The following is a 17,708-nucleotide window of genomic DNA, read 5'->3' as shown; positions in this document are numbered from 1 at the left end:
GCCGGCCCGGATGTCTGCTTCATCTTCGCTCCTTGGGGGCTACGATGAACCAGTCATCCTCCGTTCGTGAAGGGCCTCACTCTGTCTCACGGGCGCTGACGGCGGACACACCTTAGAAGGTATGACTCTCAGACTGGTCCACCCTGGAATGATGGCCATCGACTCGGCGAAACAGTACCCGTCCGATTAGATTAAGCAGAAGCTGCGCTGCCAGGATCGCCGTCGTGCCGCTTCGATCATAGTCGGGAGCCACCTCGACCAGATCGATCCCGACGACCGGGTTGCGCTTGATTAAAGCGTCAAGGAATTCCAACACCTCATAGTAGAGGAAGCCGCCGTGACTCGGCGTGCCTGTGCCCGGTGCGATCGAGGGATCGAAGCCGTCGATGTCGATCGTGATGTAGAGCGGCATGCCGGCGGGCACGCGGTCCGCGAGGGCAGCGGTACCGAGTGCCCGAGCCTGCCGCACCGACAGGATGTCCGATCCCAGCGCGCGTGCGGCCTCATACCCTTCCTTTGCGGTCGAGGAGACGTTGCGGATGCCGACCTGCGTCATCCCCGACACCCAGGGCCTTTCGGCCGCGCGTCGCATCGGGCTGCCATGGCCGAAGCGAACACCATGCCGCTCGTCCACGAAGTCGAGATGCGCGTCGATCTGCACCACGTGGATCGGCTCGTGTCCCTCGAAGGCCTTGATGCAGGGGATCGTCACCGAATGGTCGCCGCCGAGGATGACGGGCAGTGCACCGGCCGCGAGGATCGCGCGAACGCCCGCCTCGATGTTGTCGTGGCTCCGCAGCGTATCGGTGTGGATGATGTCCGCATCGCCGATGTCGACGATGTCGACGTCTTCAAGGTACGTCGCGTCGTCCTCGTGGTCGTAGGCGCCCGCGTGGCCGAAGGAGAACAGCGTCGACGCCTCGCGGATCGCGCGGGGTCCGAACCGCGCGCCCGACCGCCACTGCGTGCCGAAATCGTAAGGTGCGCCGAGAATGGCGACATCGGCCGCGATGGCGCTCCAGTCAGGCTGATAGGGACGCTTTCCAAAGGTCGAAATGCCGACGAAGGGCAGGTCGAGCCGCCCGCCTTCGTAACCGTGCCGTGCCATGCCGGGAACCTCCGTCCGAGGGTACTTCGGCAAGTGTAAGCGCCTCGGAACCGCGCCGGCATGAGAAGTGCTGATGCGCCGATTTCGGCTTTTCATTTCATCGGCAAAGGGTCTGCTGCTTAACAACACGAAGACCTGAAGGGCGTCCGCTTTCAGCGCCCGATCACCACGAGGAATGCCGATGACCGAGCCCCTTGCCAGCGGCCAGAACGAACTTCTGCGTCTGCAGCGCATGCATAATGGCGCCAAGGTCACGCCGACCTTCAGTGCTGCAGAGATGAGCCGGCGCCAGGACGGGCTCCGTCATAGCCTCGCCGACCTGAGGCTCGATGCGGCGCTGCTAACTTCCTATCATAATATCAATTATTTTTCGGACTTTTTGTATTGTTCCTTCGGCCGACGCTACGCCTTCGTAGTATCGGCGCATCGTGCCACGTCGATCTCGGCCGGGATCGACGCCGGACAGCCTTGGCGCCGCACTTTCGGGGATAACATCACCTATACGGATTGGCGCAAGGACAACTTCTTCTACGCCCTGCAGGGTGAATTGCAGGGCGCCCGACGCATCGGCATCGAGTTCGATCACGTGTCGGTCGATCTGTTCCGACAGTTGCAGGATGCGCTGCCCGGGGTCGAACTCGTCAATATCGGGCAGGCCACGATGTGGATGCGCACGATCAAGTCGGAGGAGGAGATCGCCCTCATCAAGGCCGGGGCCCGGACGGCCGACCTCGGCGGTGCGGCGATCCGGGACGCCATCCGCGAGGGCGTCGGCGAGCATGAAGTGGCTCTGGCCGGGACGCAGGCGATGGTCCGGCACATCGCCGAAACCTTCCCCTATGCCGAGCTGATGGACACCTGGGTGTGGTTCCAGTCCGGCATCAACACGGACGGTGCCCACAACCCGGTCACGTCGCGCCGCCTGCGCCGGGGCGACATTCTCTCGCTCAACTGCTTCCCGATGATCGCCGGCTATTATACGGCGCTCGAACGGACCCTGTTCCTCGACCATTGCGACGAGGCGAGCCGGCGGATCTGGGAGGTGAACGTCAAGGTGCATCGCCGCGGCCTGGACATTCTTCGCCCCGGCGCAAGGTGCGGCGATATTGCGGCAGAACTGAACGAGATCTACCGATCGGAAGGCCTGCTCGGCTATCGCTCCTTCGGCTACGGCCATTCGTTCGGCGTCCTGTCGCACTATTATGGGCGCGAGGCCGGTGTCGAATTGCGCGAGGACGTGCATACGGTGCTCAAGCCCGGCATGGTCGTCTCCATGGAGCCGATGTTGACGATCCCCGAAGGGATGCCGGGCGCCGGCGGATATCGGGAGCACGACATCCTGGTGCTCACCGAGACCGGGGCCGAGAACATCACCGGCTTCCCGTTCGGACCGGAACACAACATCGTCCCGGCCTGAATCTTGCAAAGACGGCGGCTCCGGACACGAGGGGCCGCTCATCAATGCGCAGTATTCCTACCGACCTGCTCCGTGCATTCGTGACGGTGATCGACCTGAAAGGCTTCACGCGTGCCGGGGAGCGGCTCGGGCGGACACAGCCGGCGATCAGCTTGCAGATGAAGAAGTTGCAGGATCTGGTCGGGCAGCCCCTCTTCGCGAAGGAAGGAGCCGTCAGCGATCTGACCGAGGCCGGTGAAATCGTCGCCGGCTATGCCCGGCAGATCCTGGCGCTCAACGACGATATGATGCTGCGCCTCGCCAAGCGTGACACGCGCGGCAAGCTGCGCCTTGGCATCACCAACGATTATGCGGATCACTTCCTGCCGCGCCTCCTATCCGGGCTCGCGGCCGAAGGTCTGGGCGTCACCTTCGACGTCACGTGCGATCTTTCGATCGATCTGCTGAAGGGCCTGCGCGACGGGCGATACGACATGGTGGTGGCCATGACGCCGGATGGTCCGGCCGAGGGCGCCTTCATGACGTGGCGGGAGAGCCTCACCTGGGCCGGTGCCTTTCAGCGACCGGCCATCCCAGAGGGCGAGCCCGTTCGCCTCGTCTGCTATCCCGAAGGCTGTCTCTATCGTCGCGCCATGCTCTCGGCCTTGCAGCGCGAGGGGCGGTCCTTCGAGATCGTCTATGCCACGCCGAGCCAGTCCGGCATTGAGGCGGCGGTCAATTCGGGTTTCGGTGTCACGGCCATCGCCGGCCGCGTGCTGCCGCGCACGCTTCATGCGCTCGGCGACGAAACCGGCCTGCCGCGGCTGGCGGACATCGTGCTGGGCATTTATCTCGCCGAGGGCCGGAACCGCTCCGTCGTGGCACAGAGCCTCGCCGCGCGTTTCGCCGATATGCTCGTCGACTGCACCAGGGCGGCCTGAGCCATGGATGGCTCCGCACCCGCTGTGGGCTGTCCCCATCGCGCCGCGCTGCCGTCCTTCGCAGGCGTGCGGAGCCGCGGGCTCCGCCGCGCGGGCTCGTGAGACCAGATCCGGACGTGATCGTCCGGATCCGGAATACCATTACGTTTTTACCCGACGCGCCCGCGCGCTGAGCCAGGCGACGGTGACGAACAGGGCGGTGGACAGGGCCAGCAGCAGGGTTGCCGCCGCCATGATGGTCGGGTTGATCTGGTCCCGGATCCCCGAGAACATCTGCACAGGCAGGGTCCGCTGTTCGGCGCTGGTCATGAACAAGGCCACGACGACTTCGTCGAACGACGTCGCAAAGGCGAAGACCGCGCCGGCGACGACGCCCGGCAGGATCACCGGCAATGTCACGCGCCGGAAGGCGGCGAGCGGGGACGCGCCGAGCGAGCGCGCCGCGCGGGTCAGCACGGGGTCGTAGGTCGACAATGTCGCCGACACGGTGATGACCACGAAGGGGGCGGCCAGCGCCGTATGGGCCAGCACCAGTCCGGTCCGGGTGTTGGTGAGACCGAAGAAGCCGAACAGCAGATAATCCCCCACCGCCACGATTACGATAGGCACGATCATCGGCGAGATCAGCAGGGCCATCACGGCGCGGCGACAGGGGAAGTTCGGCCGGGCGAGGCCGAGCGCCGCCATGGTCCCGAGCGTGCTGGCGATCACGGTCGTGAACACGGCCGTGACGACGCTGTTCTCCAGCGCCGCGATCCAGCGCGTATTACTGAAGAAATCGCGGAACCAGCGCAGCGAATAGGTGTGGATCGGGAATGAGAAAAACGGGTCGTTGTTGAAGGACAACGGCACGACGATGAACAGCGGCGCCACCAGGAACGCGAGCACCAAGGTGACGCCGGCAATGAGCGCGAAGCGCGTCACGCGTTCGCGCGTGCCGGCGTAATGCGGAAGTCCCATCTCTGGCATGACGTCACCCGAGCCTGAGCTTGTCGGCGCCGACCACACGCAGGAAGACGCCGTAGATTCCGAGGGTGACGACGAGCAGCACGACCCCGAGCGCGCTCGCGAGCCCCCAGTTGAGTTCGCTGTTGATGTAGATCGAGATGAAGTTGGAGATCATCTGGTCGTTCGGGCCGCCGACGAGCGCCGGAGTGATGTAGTAGCCGAGCGAGAGAATGAAGGTGATGAGCCCGCCGGCCATGACGCCCGGTAGGGTCTGCGGTGCGTAGACCTGCCAGAAGGCGGCCGCCGGTGGAGCGCCGAGCGATCGGGCGGCCCGCATATGGGCGGCCGGGATCGTGCGCATGACGCTGGCGATCGGCAGGATCGTGAAGGGCAGCTGGATATGCGTCATGGCCGCCACCGTGCCGAAGCGCGTGAAGATCAGTTGCAGCCGCTCGCTGCTGAGGCCGAGCGCCAGGATCACGTCGTTGACGACACCATTGGTCTGCAGCAGCACCACCCAGGCCGTGGTGCGCACCAGCAGCGATGTCCATAGCGGGAGCAGGATGCACAGCATCATCACGGATGCGAGCAGCGGCGGTGCCAAGGCCAGCGCGTAGGCGACCGGATAACCGAGGACGAGCGTCAGCACCGTGACGAGCCCGGCGATGAAGAGCGTTCGGCCCAGGATGCCGAGGAAGATGCGCTGGTCCGCCGGTGCCGGGACGATGGCGCCATCGGCCGTCTGTCGCAGATCGGCGGCGGCGAGAAGATAGGAGGGCGTGAGGCGGCGGCCGTCGCGCTTGATCGTCGCCCAGACGATCGGATCGCCCCAGACGGGGTCGAGCTTGATGAAGGCCGCCTTGAAGGGCGCTTGCACCACCCCCGCGCTTCGCGCGGCCGTTATGACCCGGCTGCGCATCCCGGGGATCTCGTAGTTGAGCCGCTTACCGAGTCCGGCCGCCGTGCGCCCGCTGGCCGCACGCGCGAGATCCCGGGCGAAGGCCGCGAAGACGGCTTCGTCCGGCGCCCCTGCGCCCGGCCACGCATCCAGCGCCGCGACCGTCGCGGGCAGCACCGAGCGGGTCTCGGGATTGTCGACGGCCTTCGCGAAGAGCGAGACGATCGGCACCACGAAGGTGACGAGCAGGAACAGCAGCAGCGGGATCGCCAGCGAGAACGAGGCGCGGCTGGCCGGGCGGTTGGCTTTCCGGACGGCGCGGTCGAGGCCGGCCGGCTGCGACCGCGTGGGAAGGTCGGGCGTCACGGTCTCAAGCCTCGAGCAGACGGCAATCGTGAACGTGGCACCGCAACGCGATCGTATCGCCGCAGGCGAGCGGGAGCCGCTGGAGCGCCGGAATGCGCGCCACGATCGGCTTCTCGGCCCCGACATCGACGGCGATGCGGAGATGGTCACCGAGATAGAACAACTCGCTGACGGTACCGCTCAGCCGGTTGGTCTCCGGCGTGTCCCCGGTATCGACGAAGAAGCGTTCCGGGCGTATCGCGAGCGTCGAGGCGCCGGAGGAGCGCGTCGCCGTGGCGGCAGGGGCCCGCAGGATCGTGCCATCGCCGAGCGCCATGACGGCCGTGCCGTTCTCGATCCGCGTCACGTGTGCGGGGATTAGATTGTTCTCCCCGATGAAGCCGGCCACGAAGCGGTTGGCGGGCTGCTCGTAGAGCACTTCCGGCGTCGCGAGTTGCTGGATCCGGCCGTCGTTGAAGACCGCGATGCGGTCCGACATCGTCAGTGCCTCGCCCTGGTCATGCGTGACATAGACCATGGTGATGCCGAGCATGCGTTGAAGCTGCTTGATCTCCACCTGCATGTGCTCACGCAACTGCTTGTCGAGTGCACCGAGCGGCTCGTCCATCAGCACCAGCGTCGGGTCGAAGACCAGCGCACGGGCCAACGCCACACGCTGCTGCTGCCCGCCCGAGAGCTGGCTCGGCTTGCGTTCGCCGAGGTGACCGAGATGCACCATGGCGAGAGCCTTGGCGATCCTGCCCGCGGCGGCCCGGCCCTTGATGCCGCGGTAGCGCAGCGGGAAGGCGACGTTCTCGGCCACTGTCATGTGGGGAAACAAGGCATAGTTCTGGAAGACGAAGCCGATGTTGCGCTTTTCGGGCGGCAGGCGCTCCACCGGCTCGTCGTCCAGGAAGATATGTCCGAAGGTCGGCGCCTCGAAGCCGCCCAGCATCATCAGCGAGGTGGTCTTGCCGGATCCCGAGGGCCCGAGCATGGTGAGAAATTCCCCCTTGCGGACCGCCAGGTTCAGGTCGTCGACGACGAACTGCTTGCCGTCGTAGGATTTGCGTACGCCCTCGAAGCGCACGAAGGATGTGGCGTCCATGATGGCGTCGGCATCCCCGACCCGCACGCGGAAGGACGCAGATGCGACGGCACTCATGGCTTTCTCCCGAAAAGGCTGGAGCGGATGGTCAAGTTCTGCTCCAGACAGGGCAGGATGTCGTTAAAACCGAGGCCGGTGGACGCGAAACGCTCGCCTTACTGCGCCAGCCAGGTCGTAAAGCGCTTGCGGATCTCGTCCGCGTGATCGGCCCAGAAGTTCACGTCGAGCGTGAAGCTGTTGGTCATGTTCTTGGGCGTCGTCGGCAGGTTTTCGGCAATGTCCGGCGCGACGTCTGCAACTGCTGATTGCGTCACCGGACCGTATGGAATGTATTTCGATACTTTTGAAAGGATCTCTGGCTGCACATAAAACTTGATGAAATCATAGGATGCCTGGGGATTCTTGGCGCCCTTGGGGATGACCCACAGGTTCGAGTCGAGCATCTCGTGATCCCATACGATCTTAAACTGCCTGCCCTCCTTGTTGGCGTTGTAGATGCGGCCGTTCCAGGCCGTGGTCATCACCACCTCTCCTGAAGCGAGGAGCTGCGGTGCCTGGGCGCCCGCATCCCACCACACGACATCCTTCTTGATCGTGCCGAGTTTCTTGAAGGCGCGGTCGATCCCTTCCGGCGTGCCGAGGACCTTGTAGACATCGCCGACCGGGACGCCGTCAGCCAGCAGCGCGAATTCCATGTTACCGTAGGGGCTCTTGAACAATCCGCGCTTGCCAGGAAATCTGGCCGTGTCGAACAGATCCGCCATCTTGGTCGGACCGTTCTTCATCTTGGCGGCATCGTACGCCACGATTGTCGCATAGACGATGGTGCCGACGGCGCAGTCGGTCGCCGTGCCCTTGATCCAGTTGGACCGGTCACCGATCCTGCTCCAGTCGATAGTTTCGAACAGACCCTCGTCGCAGCCTTGAGACGCGGTCGGCGCGTCGACGTCGATGACGTCGAGCGTCGTATTGCCGGTATCGACCATCGCCTTGATCTTGGCGATCTCGCCGCCGTATTCCTGCTCGATGATCTTGGTGCCGGTCTTCGCGGTATAAGATTCGAAGACCGCTTTCCGCTGAGCCTCTTGATAGGCGCCGCCGAAGCTCATCAGAGAGAGCGTGGTCTCGGCGCGAGCGGCCGTGCCCGCAACGACGCTCATGCCGCTCAGAAACGAGGCAACCAGGAGACGCTGGCGAAACATCATCGAAATTCCTCTCGTCGAGCCGATATGGGTGAGATCGTGAGCCGGGCGTTGGCAAAAATCGTAAGTTGGGCGTTTCAGAACGGGAAATCAGAAGGCATTATGCCTCGATCAGGGCACCATATGATGCCGCCATTTTTTGCAATATGCTGTGAAGCGCGCATGTTCCGCCGCTTGTTTGGGCGAATGCCGTCATTGCCGTGGAAAGATGCTCACTCTGCCAATCGGGCAATCGCCTGTTGTGTGAGGGAGGGCGCTCCCTCGGGTTTCTGCCGCACATGCGTGGCACGGGGCGTCGTGCGGGCGATGCCGATGCCGGCGACCGGACGCCTTTCAATCGGGCTCGACAGGGGCTTGCCGCAGAGCAGGATCGCGCCTTTGGCAGCGGAAACCACGATGAACAGCGTTCGAGCGACATCGGCGGACGATCGGGATCGATCCGTGCAGCGAACGTGCCTGCATCAGGCAGATTGATCCAACCCTGCCAATAGAAATTTGAGAGTCTGTTTGATCGACTGCGTCGATGAACCCGGCATACCCACCGACACCACTCGACGTCATCCCGGGGCTCGTCGAAGACGAGAACCCGGGATGACGACGGAGTATTCGATTGAATTCATCCCAATCAAACAGGCTCTGATACATGATCGAGGCTTCCGCAATAATTAAATGTTATAATAAAAATCCATAAAAACCGTCATCTGCGCCGATAATTGGAGTCGAATTACGCAATCTGAAAAATTATAATCTCTTTTACGCTCGATTTGACGCTCGAATGCGTCACCATCCTCGGCCGTTGCCGTCGCACGAGTTCCGGTCGCCGCCGGCGATCCCGACGGGATCGCCTCCGCGGTGCGATGAGCCACGACGCTCGAGACGACGTGCCGGTTCTTTACGGGATCTCCGTGCTGAAGCGCCCGGAGATCCCCTCCGTCAGATGTCGAGCGCGATCTCGCGCGAGACGGCCGCGAGCAGGCTCCAGACGTGGTCGGCGAAGGATTGCCACACCTCGATGCGGTATCGCTCCGCGTCGTGCTTGACGAGCACGGCTGGCGCCCTGTCGAGGATGGTACGGGTTGCGGAGCCTGCCGGCATCGACTCGAGATCGAAGGCACAGAAGGACGAGAGAGCGAGCGTCGCGGCCGGGCCGCACACCGCGATCCCCACCTCGCGGTGGCTGACGTCGACGAGGCTGAACGGGCTCGTCGCCGTTGCCGCCATGCGCTCGTCCGCGGCCGCCGCCTCGCACTCGGGCAACAGCACGAACCATTCGTCGGGTCCCAGGCAGATCGCGAGACGCTCGCCGGACTCGTCGACCTCGCCGAACCTGTCGGGCAGCGTGAGGCCGAGGGCCGTTCCGGCCGCCGCGCGGCCCTCCGGTCTCAGCCGCAGGACGAGGCGGGCGCAGTCCGGTGCCAGCGTCACCGCGAGGCGGCCCGGTATGCCGGGGATCGCCGTGCCCTGCAGGGTCTTACATTCCTGGATCATGGTCGCACCTATGCCGCCAGCCGCTGGCCTTCGGGGTCGAGGAACACCATGCCGCTGACCGTCGCCGCATGGACGGTGTCAGGCATCGGCACGTAGATCGTCTGCCCCTGGAGGGACCTGCCTCCCTCGATCACCGCGAGGGCGATCGAGCGGCCGAGCGCCTCGCTCCAGTAGGCGGAGGTGACATGGCCGATCATCCGGCGCGGGATCGGTCCGTCGCGCTCTGCCACGATCTGCCCGCCCTCTTGGAGCACGATCCTGGGATCCTGCGTCAGCAGGCCGACGAGCTGCTTGCGATCGGGCTTCAGCATGTCGAGCCGGGAGAGCGAGCGCTTGCCGACGAAGTCGGCCTTCGCCTTGCCGACCGCCCAGCCGAGGCCGGCATCGTCCGGGGTCAGGGTGCCGTCCGTGTCCTGGCCGACGACGATGTAGCCCTTCTCGGCGCGCAGGACGTGCATCGTCTCGGTGCCGTAAGGCACGATGTCGTAGGGTCGGCCCGCCGCGTGGACCGCCTCCCAGACCGCCCGGCCGTAGCGAGCCGGGACATTGATCTCGAAGCCGAGCTCGCCGGTGAAGCTGACGCGGAACAGGCGCATCGGCACCCCGCAGATGCGCCCCTCCGCCACCGCCATGTGGGGGAAGGCCTCGGGCGCGAGGTCGATCCCCTCGACGAGCGACGCGATCACGTTGCGTGCGTTCGGTCCCTGAACGGCGATCACCGCCCATTGCTCGGTGGTCGACGTCAGGAAGACGTCGAGCTCCGGCCACTCGGTCTGGAGATAGTCCTCCATCGTGTTGAGCACCCGCGCCGCGCCGCCCGTCGAGGTCGTGACGTGGAAGCGGTCGTGGGCCATGCGCCCGATGACACCGTCGTCACGGATGAAGCCGTCCTCGCCAAGCAGCAGGCCGTAGCGGCAGCGCCCGGGTTCGAGCTTGGTCCAGGCGTTGGTGTAGAGGCGGTTCATGAAGGTCGCGGCGTCCGGGCCGACCACCTCGATCTTGCCGAGCGTCGACGCGTCGAACAGGCCGACGCTGGCGCGGACCCCACGGCACTCGCGGGCGACGGCCGCGTGCAGGTCCTCCCCGGCTTTCGGGAAGTAGCGGGCGCGCCGCCACAGGGAGACCGGCTCCCAGACGGCGCCGTTGGCCGCGGCCCAGGCGTCGATCGGCGTGCGCCGGGTGACCTCGAACAGGCTGCCGCGATTGTAGCCGGCGAAAGCCCCGAAGGTGGTCGGCGTGTAGGGCGGCCGGAAGGTGGTCAGGCCGACGCTCGGGGCCGAGCGGTCCAGGGCGTTCGCGGCGATCTGCAAGCCGTTGATGTTCGAGGTCTTGCCCTGATCGGTCGCCATGCCGTTGGTGGTGTAGCGCTTGATGTGCTCGACCGACCGGAAGCCCTCCCGAACGGCCAGCCGGATATCCTTGGCCTGCACGTCGTTTTGGAAATCGACGAAGGCCTTGGCGAAGGCGGCATCACGATCGGTGGGCAGGTCGCGGCAGGCGATGCCGGTCATCGCCGCCTCGCCCTCGACCGCGAATCCACCGGCCTTCGCGGCGAACCCCGCATCGCGCGCGGCCGCCGCCCCGGCCGCCGCCCCGTCGGCGAGCGCCGCGGCGAGGCCGAAGCGGCCGGTGCCCGCGCCTGCGCAACGGCAGGCCTCCGTCGCCTGGCCGGGCAGGAAGATCTGGTCGTCCTCGTCCCAGATCAGCTTGCCCCCGGTATGGGAGAACAGGTGCAGGCTCGGCGTCCAGCCGCCGGACATCAGGAGCACGTCGCAGGCGACCCAGCGCCCCTCCCCGACTGTGCCGGACGCCGCGACCGGGTTGACGCGCACGGCCGAGATCCGGAGCCGGCCCCTGGTATCCGTGACGGTCCCGCCGCACATGACCTCGATGCCGGAGCGGCGCGCCTCGGCGAGCAGGTCCGGGGACACGGTGGGCCGCAGGTCGACGATCAGCGGCACGGCGGTGCCGGTGCGGGCGAGATCGAGGGCGGCCGCCCAGGCCGAGTCGTGAGAGGTCACCACCACAGCCCGCTCGCCGACGCGCACGCCGTAGCGGTTGAGGAAGCTGCGTGCCGCACCCGCCAGCATCACGCCCGGCCGGTCGTTGCCGGCGAAGACGAGCGGCTTCTCGATCGCGCCTTGCGCCAGCACGACCTGCCTGGCCCGGACCTTCCAGAGCCGCTCCCGGGGCGCGCCTTCGGGCACCGTCGCCAGATGGTCGGTCAGCCGCTGGCACAATCCCAGGAAGTTCTGGTGGTAGTATCCGATCGCGGTGGTGCGGGTGAGGACCGTGACGTTCGGCATCCCGGACAGGATGCGCACGACATCCGAGAGCCAGACCCAGGCCGGCCGGCCGTCGATCGTCACGTCGGGCTCCGACAGGAGCCAGCCGCCCGCCTCCGCCTGCTCGTCGACCAGGATGACCTTGGCGCCGCTACGGGCGCCGGCGAGCGCCGCGGCGAGCCCAGCGGCGCCGGCGCCGACGACGAGGAGGTCGCAATGGGCATAGCGGGCCGCGTAGGTATCCGGATCGGGTTCGGTCGGCGGCTTGCCCAGGCCGGCCGCACCACGAATGATCGGCTCGTAAACCTTGTTCCAGAAGGACTTCGGCCACATGAACGTCTTGTAGTAGAAGCCGGCTGAGAACAGCGGCGCGAGGCGGTCGTTGATCGCGCCGACATCGGTCCTGAGCGATGGCCAGCAGTTCTGGCTCGTGCTGCAAAACCCTTCGAAGATCTCCGCGGTGGTCGCGCGGGTATTGGGCTCGTAGCGCCCTTTGCCGCGATCCGTGCCGACGAGGGCGTTCGGCTCCTCGCAGCCGGCCGAGAGTATGCCGCGCGGCCGGTGATACTTGAAGGAGCGGCCGACGAGATGGATGCCGTTGGCGAGGAGCGCCGCGGCGAGCGTGTCGCCCGCCCGTCCGGTCAGGCTGCGGCCATCGAAGCTGAAGCGCACCGGTGCGCCGGCGGCGTTACGGCCCCGGCCGGGCACGCGCAGGCTCGTCGCGGCGACCACGGGGATGACGGATGGCCGGGCGGTGGGGCTCTCGGTCTCCGCAGCGTCGATCACGCGGGCATTGGTCATCGCTGGACACCTTCGGAGAGGAGGGCGGAAGGGCGCGCATCGCCGGCCCTGTAGGTCGCGGCGAACTTGTCCGTGACGGTGTCGCGGGCCGCGTTGAAGAAGCGCCCGCACCCGTTGATGTGGCGCCAGCGCTCGACATGCAGGCCGCGCGTGTTGCTGCGGATGTAGAGGTAATCGCGCCACGCCTCGTCGCCGAGGGCGGCAGGATCGGCCGGGCGGGCGATGTGCGCTTCGCCCGCATAGGCGAATTCGATCTCGGGCCGCGCCGCGGCGCAGTAGGGACAGGTGATGAGGAGCATCGGACGGGTCTCCTGAGCATCATTCGCCGAAGTGGTCATCGGTCCGGCGGCGGGAATGATGCAAAAACAAGGCGCTGGAGCATATTCCGACGAATTGGATGCCGGTTCGTCGAAGAAAATGCGACAGAATCAAAGATCTAGAGCGGTGCTCGATTGCAATATGATCGGGCGCTGCTCTAGAGCATTTTCCGACGAAGTGGATCCCGGTTCGTCGCAGAAAATGCGGCAAAACCAAAGACCTAGAGAGCTTCGCGATTGCAACGCGATCGTGAAGTGCTCTAGTGCGCGACGGCCGCGGCGGCGGCCTCGTCGATGAGGCGGCCGGTCGTGAAGCGCTCGATCGTGAAGGGCGCGTTGATAGGATGCGGCTCGTCGCGTGCCACGGTGTGGGCGAAGACGTTGGCGGCTCCGGGAGTCGCCTTGAAGCCGCCGGTACCCCAGCCGCAATTCACGTAGAGCCCCGGCACCGGCGTCTTGGCGACGATCGGCGAGCGGTCGGGGGTCACGTCGACGATGCCGCCCCATTTGCGCAGCATGCGCATGCGGGTGAAGATCGGGAAGACCTCGCAGATCGCCGCGAGCGTGTGCTCGATCAGCGGCAGGCCACCGCGTTGGCTGTAGGAGACGTACTGGTCCGTGCCCGAGCCGATGACGAGCTCGCCCTTGTCGGACTGGCTCATATAGGCATGGACCGTGTTGGACATGACCACGCAGGGAAAGGCCGGCTTCACCGGCTCCGAGACCAGCGCCTGGAGCGGGTAGCTCTCGAGCGGCAGCCGCACGTCGGCGGTGCCCATCACGACCGAGGTGCTGCCGGCGGCCGAGACCGCGACCTTCTTCGCCCTGATGAAGCCGCGCGCCGTCTCGACGCCGCTGATGCGACCGGAGGCGTCGCGCCGGATGCCGATCACCGGGCAGTTCTGCACGATGTCGACGCCCCGCGCCGCGGCGCCGCGCGCGTAGCCCCAGGCGACCGCATCATGCCGGGCGACGCCCCCGCGCCGCTGCAGCGCGGCGCCGACCACGGGGAACCGCGCGTCGGGCGCGATGTTGAGCGCTGGGCAGAACGCCTTCGCCTGCTGCGCCGTCAACCACTCGTTGTCGATCCCGTTGAGGCGGTTCGCGTGGATGTGGCGGCGGAAGCTCTGCTCGTCGTGGACATTGTGCGCGAGCATCATGACGCCGCGCTGCGAGAACATGACGTTGTAGTTGAGTTCCTGGCTCAACCCTTCCCAGAGCTTCATCGCGTGCTCGTACAGGCGCGCGCTCTCGTCGTAGAGATAGTTCGAGCGGATGATGGTGGTGTTGCGGCCCGTGTTGCCACCGCCGAGCCACCCCTTGTCGATGACGGCGACGTTGGTGATCCCGTGCTCTTTGGCCAGGTAGTAGGCAGTGCCAAGGCCATGGCCGCCTGCGCCCACGACCACGACGTCGTACTCCGCCTTCGGCTCGGCATCCGGCCATTGCGGCTGCCAGCTCTTGTTGCCGGTGAAGGCCTTTGCAAGCAGGGCAGGAAGCGAGAAGTGGCTCATGACGTGGTCCTTGGCCGAACGGACCTGTCCTAGGCCTCCGTCACCCCGCAAGACAGAATGATTGCGTGGGGATAGCATGATATTTGCGACACCGGGTCCGGACGCGGGTACGCCTCGGTCGCGGCCGATAGCGAAACTGGTGCGGCGTCCAGCCGTCGTGGCAGCGATCCTTCAGGAGGGTGCCCGGTATGCAGTCCGACCTCCGCCTCGCCGGGGCGACGCCGCGGGTTCGCCTGCGCGTCGGCTTCATCCTGGCGCGGCGCTTCACCCTTTGCGCCTTCGCGAACTTCGTCGACGTGCTGCGGCTCGCTGCGGACGAGGGCGACCGGAGCCGCCAGATCCTGTGCGAATGGGCGATACTGTCCGACAGCATGGAGCCGGTGATCTCGAGTTGCGGCGTCGCCGTGCAGCCCGACATACGCCTGGAACGCGCCCATGCGTTTGACTATATTGTCGTCGTCGGTGGCCTGATCAATGAGATCCCGAATCTCGGGCTCCGCCTCGTGCACTATTTACAGGCGGCCGCATCCCGGGGAATCCCGCTCGTCGGCGTCTGTACGGGCGCGTTCATCCTGCACCGCGCGGGGCTGATGAACGGGTACCGGTGCTGCGTGAGTTGGTTTCACCATGCCGATTATCTCGAGCAATTCGACGGGCTCGTGCCGGTGTCCGACCAGATCTTCGTCATCGATCGAGACCGTCTGACCTGTTCCGGTGGAGTCAGCTCGGCCCATCTCGCGGCGGCTCTCGTCGAGAAACACGTCGGCATCGCTCAGGCGCGCAAGAGCCTGCAGATCATGATCATCGACGAGGCTGCACGAGCCGACAAGGCGCAGCCGGGTATTCCGCTCGACTTCGTGTCGGCCGACGACTTGATCATGCGATCGCTGCATCACATGCACCAGAACATCGAGACGCCGCTCACCATCGCCGACATCGCGCGCCGCGTCGGGATCGCCCGGCGCAGCCTGGAGCGTCGGTTCAAGCAGTTGCTTGGTCGGTCGCCGAGCGACTGCTATATCGTCATGCGTCTGGATCAGGCCGACCTTCTTCTCAAGAACACCGAACAGACGATCGCCGCGATCGCGACGGCAACCGGCTTCTGCGACACCTCTCATTTCACCCGGACCTACCGCCGGCATCGCGGATCGCTGCCCTCGCACGAGCGTTAAGAAATAAATACAGGATCGAACGTCAGTTCGGCATCAGTGCGCGAGGGCAGCTGCTCAGCCACGCTCTAGAATATTTTTCGTTCAGGTAGAAATCTCTTCGCTTGTTGATAAAATTCCACCCACGTGTGCGGCTGCTGATTCTAATCTTACTGGTGCTCAAGCCGAAGGCATGCCCGCAGCCCTCTCGGTCGATCGTGATCATCGGTTCTTTGCTGCGTTGGGGCAGGGCTTGTCGTGCCCGCAAGCGGCTGACCGGTTCGGTGTCAGTCCAGCCAACGCCAGCCGCTGGCGTGCCCGGCTGAGCACGCACGGTGTGGATCGACTTCGAACTGGGACCCCCAGGCCGGGTGAGCACGAAGCCTGCGATGCGAACTTGGAAAACGTCGTCAAGGTGGAGTCCCGAGCGGCACCGATCAGGAGTATTTTTTTTATTTAAAGTCAATGATTTATCATTATTTCGCGATATAGGTCCGCTTCAATACTGATACACAGTCATGCGGTTCCTCCCCTCGCCGGTTGACTGCACGAGGTGGCCGGACGCCACGGCCCCTTCGGTCCAGCGCTATGACAGCGCATTCCTCCCTACTACGTGCCGTTCTGCCCCTGTGCCCCGCATCGGTACACTGAGCCTAACGGGGGTCACCCGCTCGGCTGTTTCCCTCGGCATCGGGATGTTAGGTCTTCCTGTTCTGGTCAGCCCCCATTGGAGTGGTCCGCCCTGAAGTATGGCTTTGAGCCGATGGAGGACGGACGGGATGGGAACGAAGAAGCACAAGCCGGAAGAGGTGGTGGCCAAGCTGCGGCAGGTGGACGTGCTGGTATCGCAGGGACAGAGCGTGGCTGGCGCGATCCGGGCGATCGGCTTGACGGAGGTCACGTACTACCGCTGGCGCAATGAGGCCGATCAAGCCCGGACAGTGGCCGGCATCGTCATGGACACCACACATCAGCACGAGGCCGAGGAGCGGCTCAACCAGGCCCAGAAGATGGAGGCCATCGGCCAGCTCACGGGCGGCGTGGCACACGACTTCAACAACCTGCTCACCGTCATCGTGGGCAACCTCGACATGATCGTGCGCAAGCCCGACAACGCACAGCGCGTGGAGCGCTTGGCGGCCTCGGCAATGACGGCGGCCAAGCGCGGGGCCGAGGTCACCGAGAAGCTGCTGTCCTTCTCGCGCCGGCAGGTGCTGCGGCCGGAGACGGTCAACCCGAACCGGCTGCTCAAGGACTTCCGGGCCCTGCTCCAGCGCGCGGTGGGCGAGACCATCGAGGTCCGGCTCGACCTCGACGCCAGCCTCGACCCGGTGCGGCTCGACCCCGGCCAGTTCGAGAGCGCGGTGCTCAACCTCGCGGTCAACGCGCGCGACGCGATGCCGGGCGGCGGGACGCTGACGGTGAGGACCTGCAACGCGCACCTCGACGCGCATGAGATCGCCGATCGGCCGGACGTGCGGCCTGGGGCCTACGTGCTCGTCTCGGTCTCTGACACCGGTCACGGGATGGATGACGCCACGCTCGCCCGCGCGTTCGAGCCTTTCTTCACCACGAAAGACGTCGGCAAGGGCACCGGCCTCGGCCTCAGCCAAGTCTACGGTTTCGTGCGGCAGGCCGGCGGCCACGCGCAGATCAAGAGCGAGGCCGGCCGCGGCACGTCCATCGAGCTCTACCTGCCGCGCTCGGCCGAGAAGGAGGCGCAGAACCGACCGGACGGGCCTATGCCCCTGCGCCGCGCCGCTTCGGGCGAGGTAGTGCTGGTGGTCGAGGATGAGCCGGCGGTGCTGGAAATGGCCGTCGAGAGCCTGGGCGAGCTCGGCTACCGGACGCTGACCGCGACGCAGGCCGAGCAGGCCCTGGAGCGGCTTGGCGGCCCGGAGCGGATCGACATCATGTTCTCGGACGTCGTGATGCCCGGCGGCATGAACGGTGTGCAGCTATCGGTGGAGGCGCGTCGCCTGCGCCCCGGCCTGCGGGTGCTGCTCGCCTCCGGCTACACGGGCACGGCGCTCGGCGAGCAGGGCGTGCCGGCCGACCTGCCGCTTCTCAGCAAGCCCTACCGGCGCGACGAGCTCGCGAACAAGCTCCGGGTCATCCTGGGCTGAACGGCGTGTCTGACCACCGACCCAACCGATCGATCACGCTTGCCGCCAAGTCGTGGACCTGTGCTACGGTCATGCCAGGAACC

General features: G+C 65.8%; 13 protein-coding genes and 2 pseudogenes. 6 read left to right on the top strand and 9 right to left on the bottom strand.

Annotated elements, in window-relative coordinates:
• Positions 1 to 112: 112 nt before the first annotated feature.
• On the bottom strand, positions 113 to 1,108 hold the full coding sequence (gene speB, locus HPY23_RS31030; RefSeq protein ID WP_200601973.1) for an agmatinase: 996 nt from the start codon (positions 1,106 to 1,108) through the stop codon (positions 113 to 115).
• A 181-nt stretch (positions 1,109 to 1,289) separates the two neighbouring features.
• Here speB and HPY23_RS31025 point away from each other — a divergent pair, with 181 nt between their 5' ends.
• Both HPY23_RS31025 and HPY23_RS31020 read left to right on the top strand, forming a co-directional pair.
• Positions 1,290 to 2,525 (top strand): M24 family metallopeptidase, encoded by a 1,236-nt coding sequence (locus tag HPY23_RS31025; RefSeq protein WP_200601972.1) that lies wholly within the window; start codon positions 1,290 to 1,292, stop codon positions 2,523 to 2,525.
• A gap of 44 nt (positions 2,526 to 2,569) precedes the next feature.
• Positions 2,570 to 3,445, top strand: a complete 876-nt coding sequence (locus HPY23_RS31020; protein ID WP_200601971.1) for a LysR substrate-binding domain-containing protein — start codon at positions 2,570 to 2,572, stop codon at positions 3,443 to 3,445.
• Between the two features lie 141 nt (positions 3,446 to 3,586).
• Here HPY23_RS31020 and HPY23_RS31015 read toward each other — a convergent pair whose 3' ends face one another.
• The 8 genes from HPY23_RS31015 to HPY23_RS30980 all read right to left on the bottom strand — a co-directional run bounded on the left by HPY23_RS31015 (position 3,587) and on the right by HPY23_RS30980 (position 14,351).
• Positions 3,587 to 4,405 (bottom strand): ABC transporter permease, encoded by an 819-nt coding sequence (locus tag HPY23_RS31015; RefSeq protein WP_200601976.1) that lies wholly within the window; start codon positions 4,403 to 4,405, stop codon positions 3,587 to 3,589.
• A 13-nt stretch (positions 4,406 to 4,418) separates the two neighbouring features.
• Complete coding sequence (locus tag HPY23_RS33725; RefSeq protein WP_200601978.1) at positions 4,419 to 5,657, bottom strand: ABC transporter permease; 1,239 nt, start codon at positions 5,655 to 5,657, stop codon at positions 4,419 to 4,421.
• Positions 5,658 to 5,661: 4 nt separating this feature from the next.
• Positions 5,662 to 6,801, bottom strand: coding sequence for an ABC transporter ATP-binding protein (locus HPY23_RS31005; protein ID WP_200601970.1), 1,140 nt, complete (start codon positions 6,799 to 6,801; stop codon positions 5,662 to 5,664).
• 98 nt (positions 6,802 to 6,899) lie between these two features.
• The gene (locus tag HPY23_RS31000; RefSeq protein ID WP_200601975.1) at positions 6,900 to 7,946 is read right to left on the bottom strand and encodes an ABC transporter substrate-binding protein; all 1,047 of its coding nucleotides are present in this window, start codon (positions 7,944 to 7,946) and stop codon (positions 6,900 to 6,902) included.
• 933 nt (positions 7,947 to 8,879) lie between these two features.
• On the bottom strand, positions 8,880 to 9,434 hold the full coding sequence (locus tag HPY23_RS30995) for a sarcosine oxidase subunit gamma (RefSeq protein WP_200601969.1): 555 nt from the start codon (positions 9,432 to 9,434) through the stop codon (positions 8,880 to 8,882).
• A gap of 8 nt (positions 9,435 to 9,442) precedes the next feature.
• A complete protein-coding gene (locus tag HPY23_RS30990; protein WP_200601968.1) occupies positions 9,443 to 12,520 on the bottom strand; it encodes a sarcosine oxidase subunit alpha family protein in 3,078 nt (1,025 codons plus the stop codon).
• Positions 12,517 to 12,819 (bottom strand): sarcosine oxidase subunit delta, encoded by a 303-nt coding sequence (locus HPY23_RS30985; protein ID WP_200601967.1) that lies wholly within the window; start codon positions 12,817 to 12,819, stop codon positions 12,517 to 12,519. Before HPY23_RS30985 ends, HPY23_RS30990 begins: the two co-directional genes overlap by 4 nt.
• 278 nt (positions 12,820 to 13,097) lie before the next feature.
• The gene (locus HPY23_RS30980; RefSeq protein WP_200601966.1) at positions 13,098 to 14,351 is read right to left on the bottom strand and encodes a sarcosine oxidase subunit beta family protein; all 1,254 of its coding nucleotides are present in this window, start codon (positions 14,349 to 14,351) and stop codon (positions 13,098 to 13,100) included.
• 188 nt (positions 14,352 to 14,539) lie between these two features.
• Here HPY23_RS30980 and HPY23_RS30975 point away from each other — a divergent pair, with 188 nt between their 5' ends.
• The 4 genes and pseudogenes from HPY23_RS30975 to HPY23_RS30965 all read left to right on the top strand — a co-directional run.
• Positions 14,540 to 15,523 (top strand): GlxA family transcriptional regulator, encoded by a 984-nt coding sequence (locus HPY23_RS30975; RefSeq protein ID WP_200601965.1) that lies wholly within the window; start codon positions 14,540 to 14,542, stop codon positions 15,521 to 15,523.
• A gap of 169 nt (positions 15,524 to 15,692) precedes the next feature.
• Positions 15,693 to 15,959 carry a helix-turn-helix domain-containing protein gene (locus HPY23_RS33960; protein WP_329618733.1) on the top strand — a complete coding sequence of 89 codons (267 nt, stop codon included), beginning with the start codon at positions 15,693 to 15,695 and terminating at the stop codon, positions 15,957 to 15,959.
• A 319-nt stretch (positions 15,960 to 16,278) separates the two neighbouring features.
• Positions 16,279 to 16,422 (top strand): annotated as a pseudogene (locus HPY23_RS30970) (IS3 family transposase); the annotation flags it as partial.
• Positions 16,414 to 17,625, top strand: a pseudogene (locus tag HPY23_RS30965) (ATP-binding protein); the annotation flags it as partial. The pseudogenes HPY23_RS30970 and HPY23_RS30965, both read left to right, overlap by 9 nt.
• Between the last annotated feature and the right edge of the window lie 83 nt (positions 17,626 to 17,708).

Source organism: Methylobacterium ajmalii, assembly GCF_016613415.1.
Lineage (GTDB): Bacteria > Pseudomonadota > Alphaproteobacteria > Rhizobiales > Beijerinckiaceae > Methylobacterium > Methylobacterium ajmalii.
This window is presented reverse-complemented; position numbering and strand designations above follow the sequence as displayed.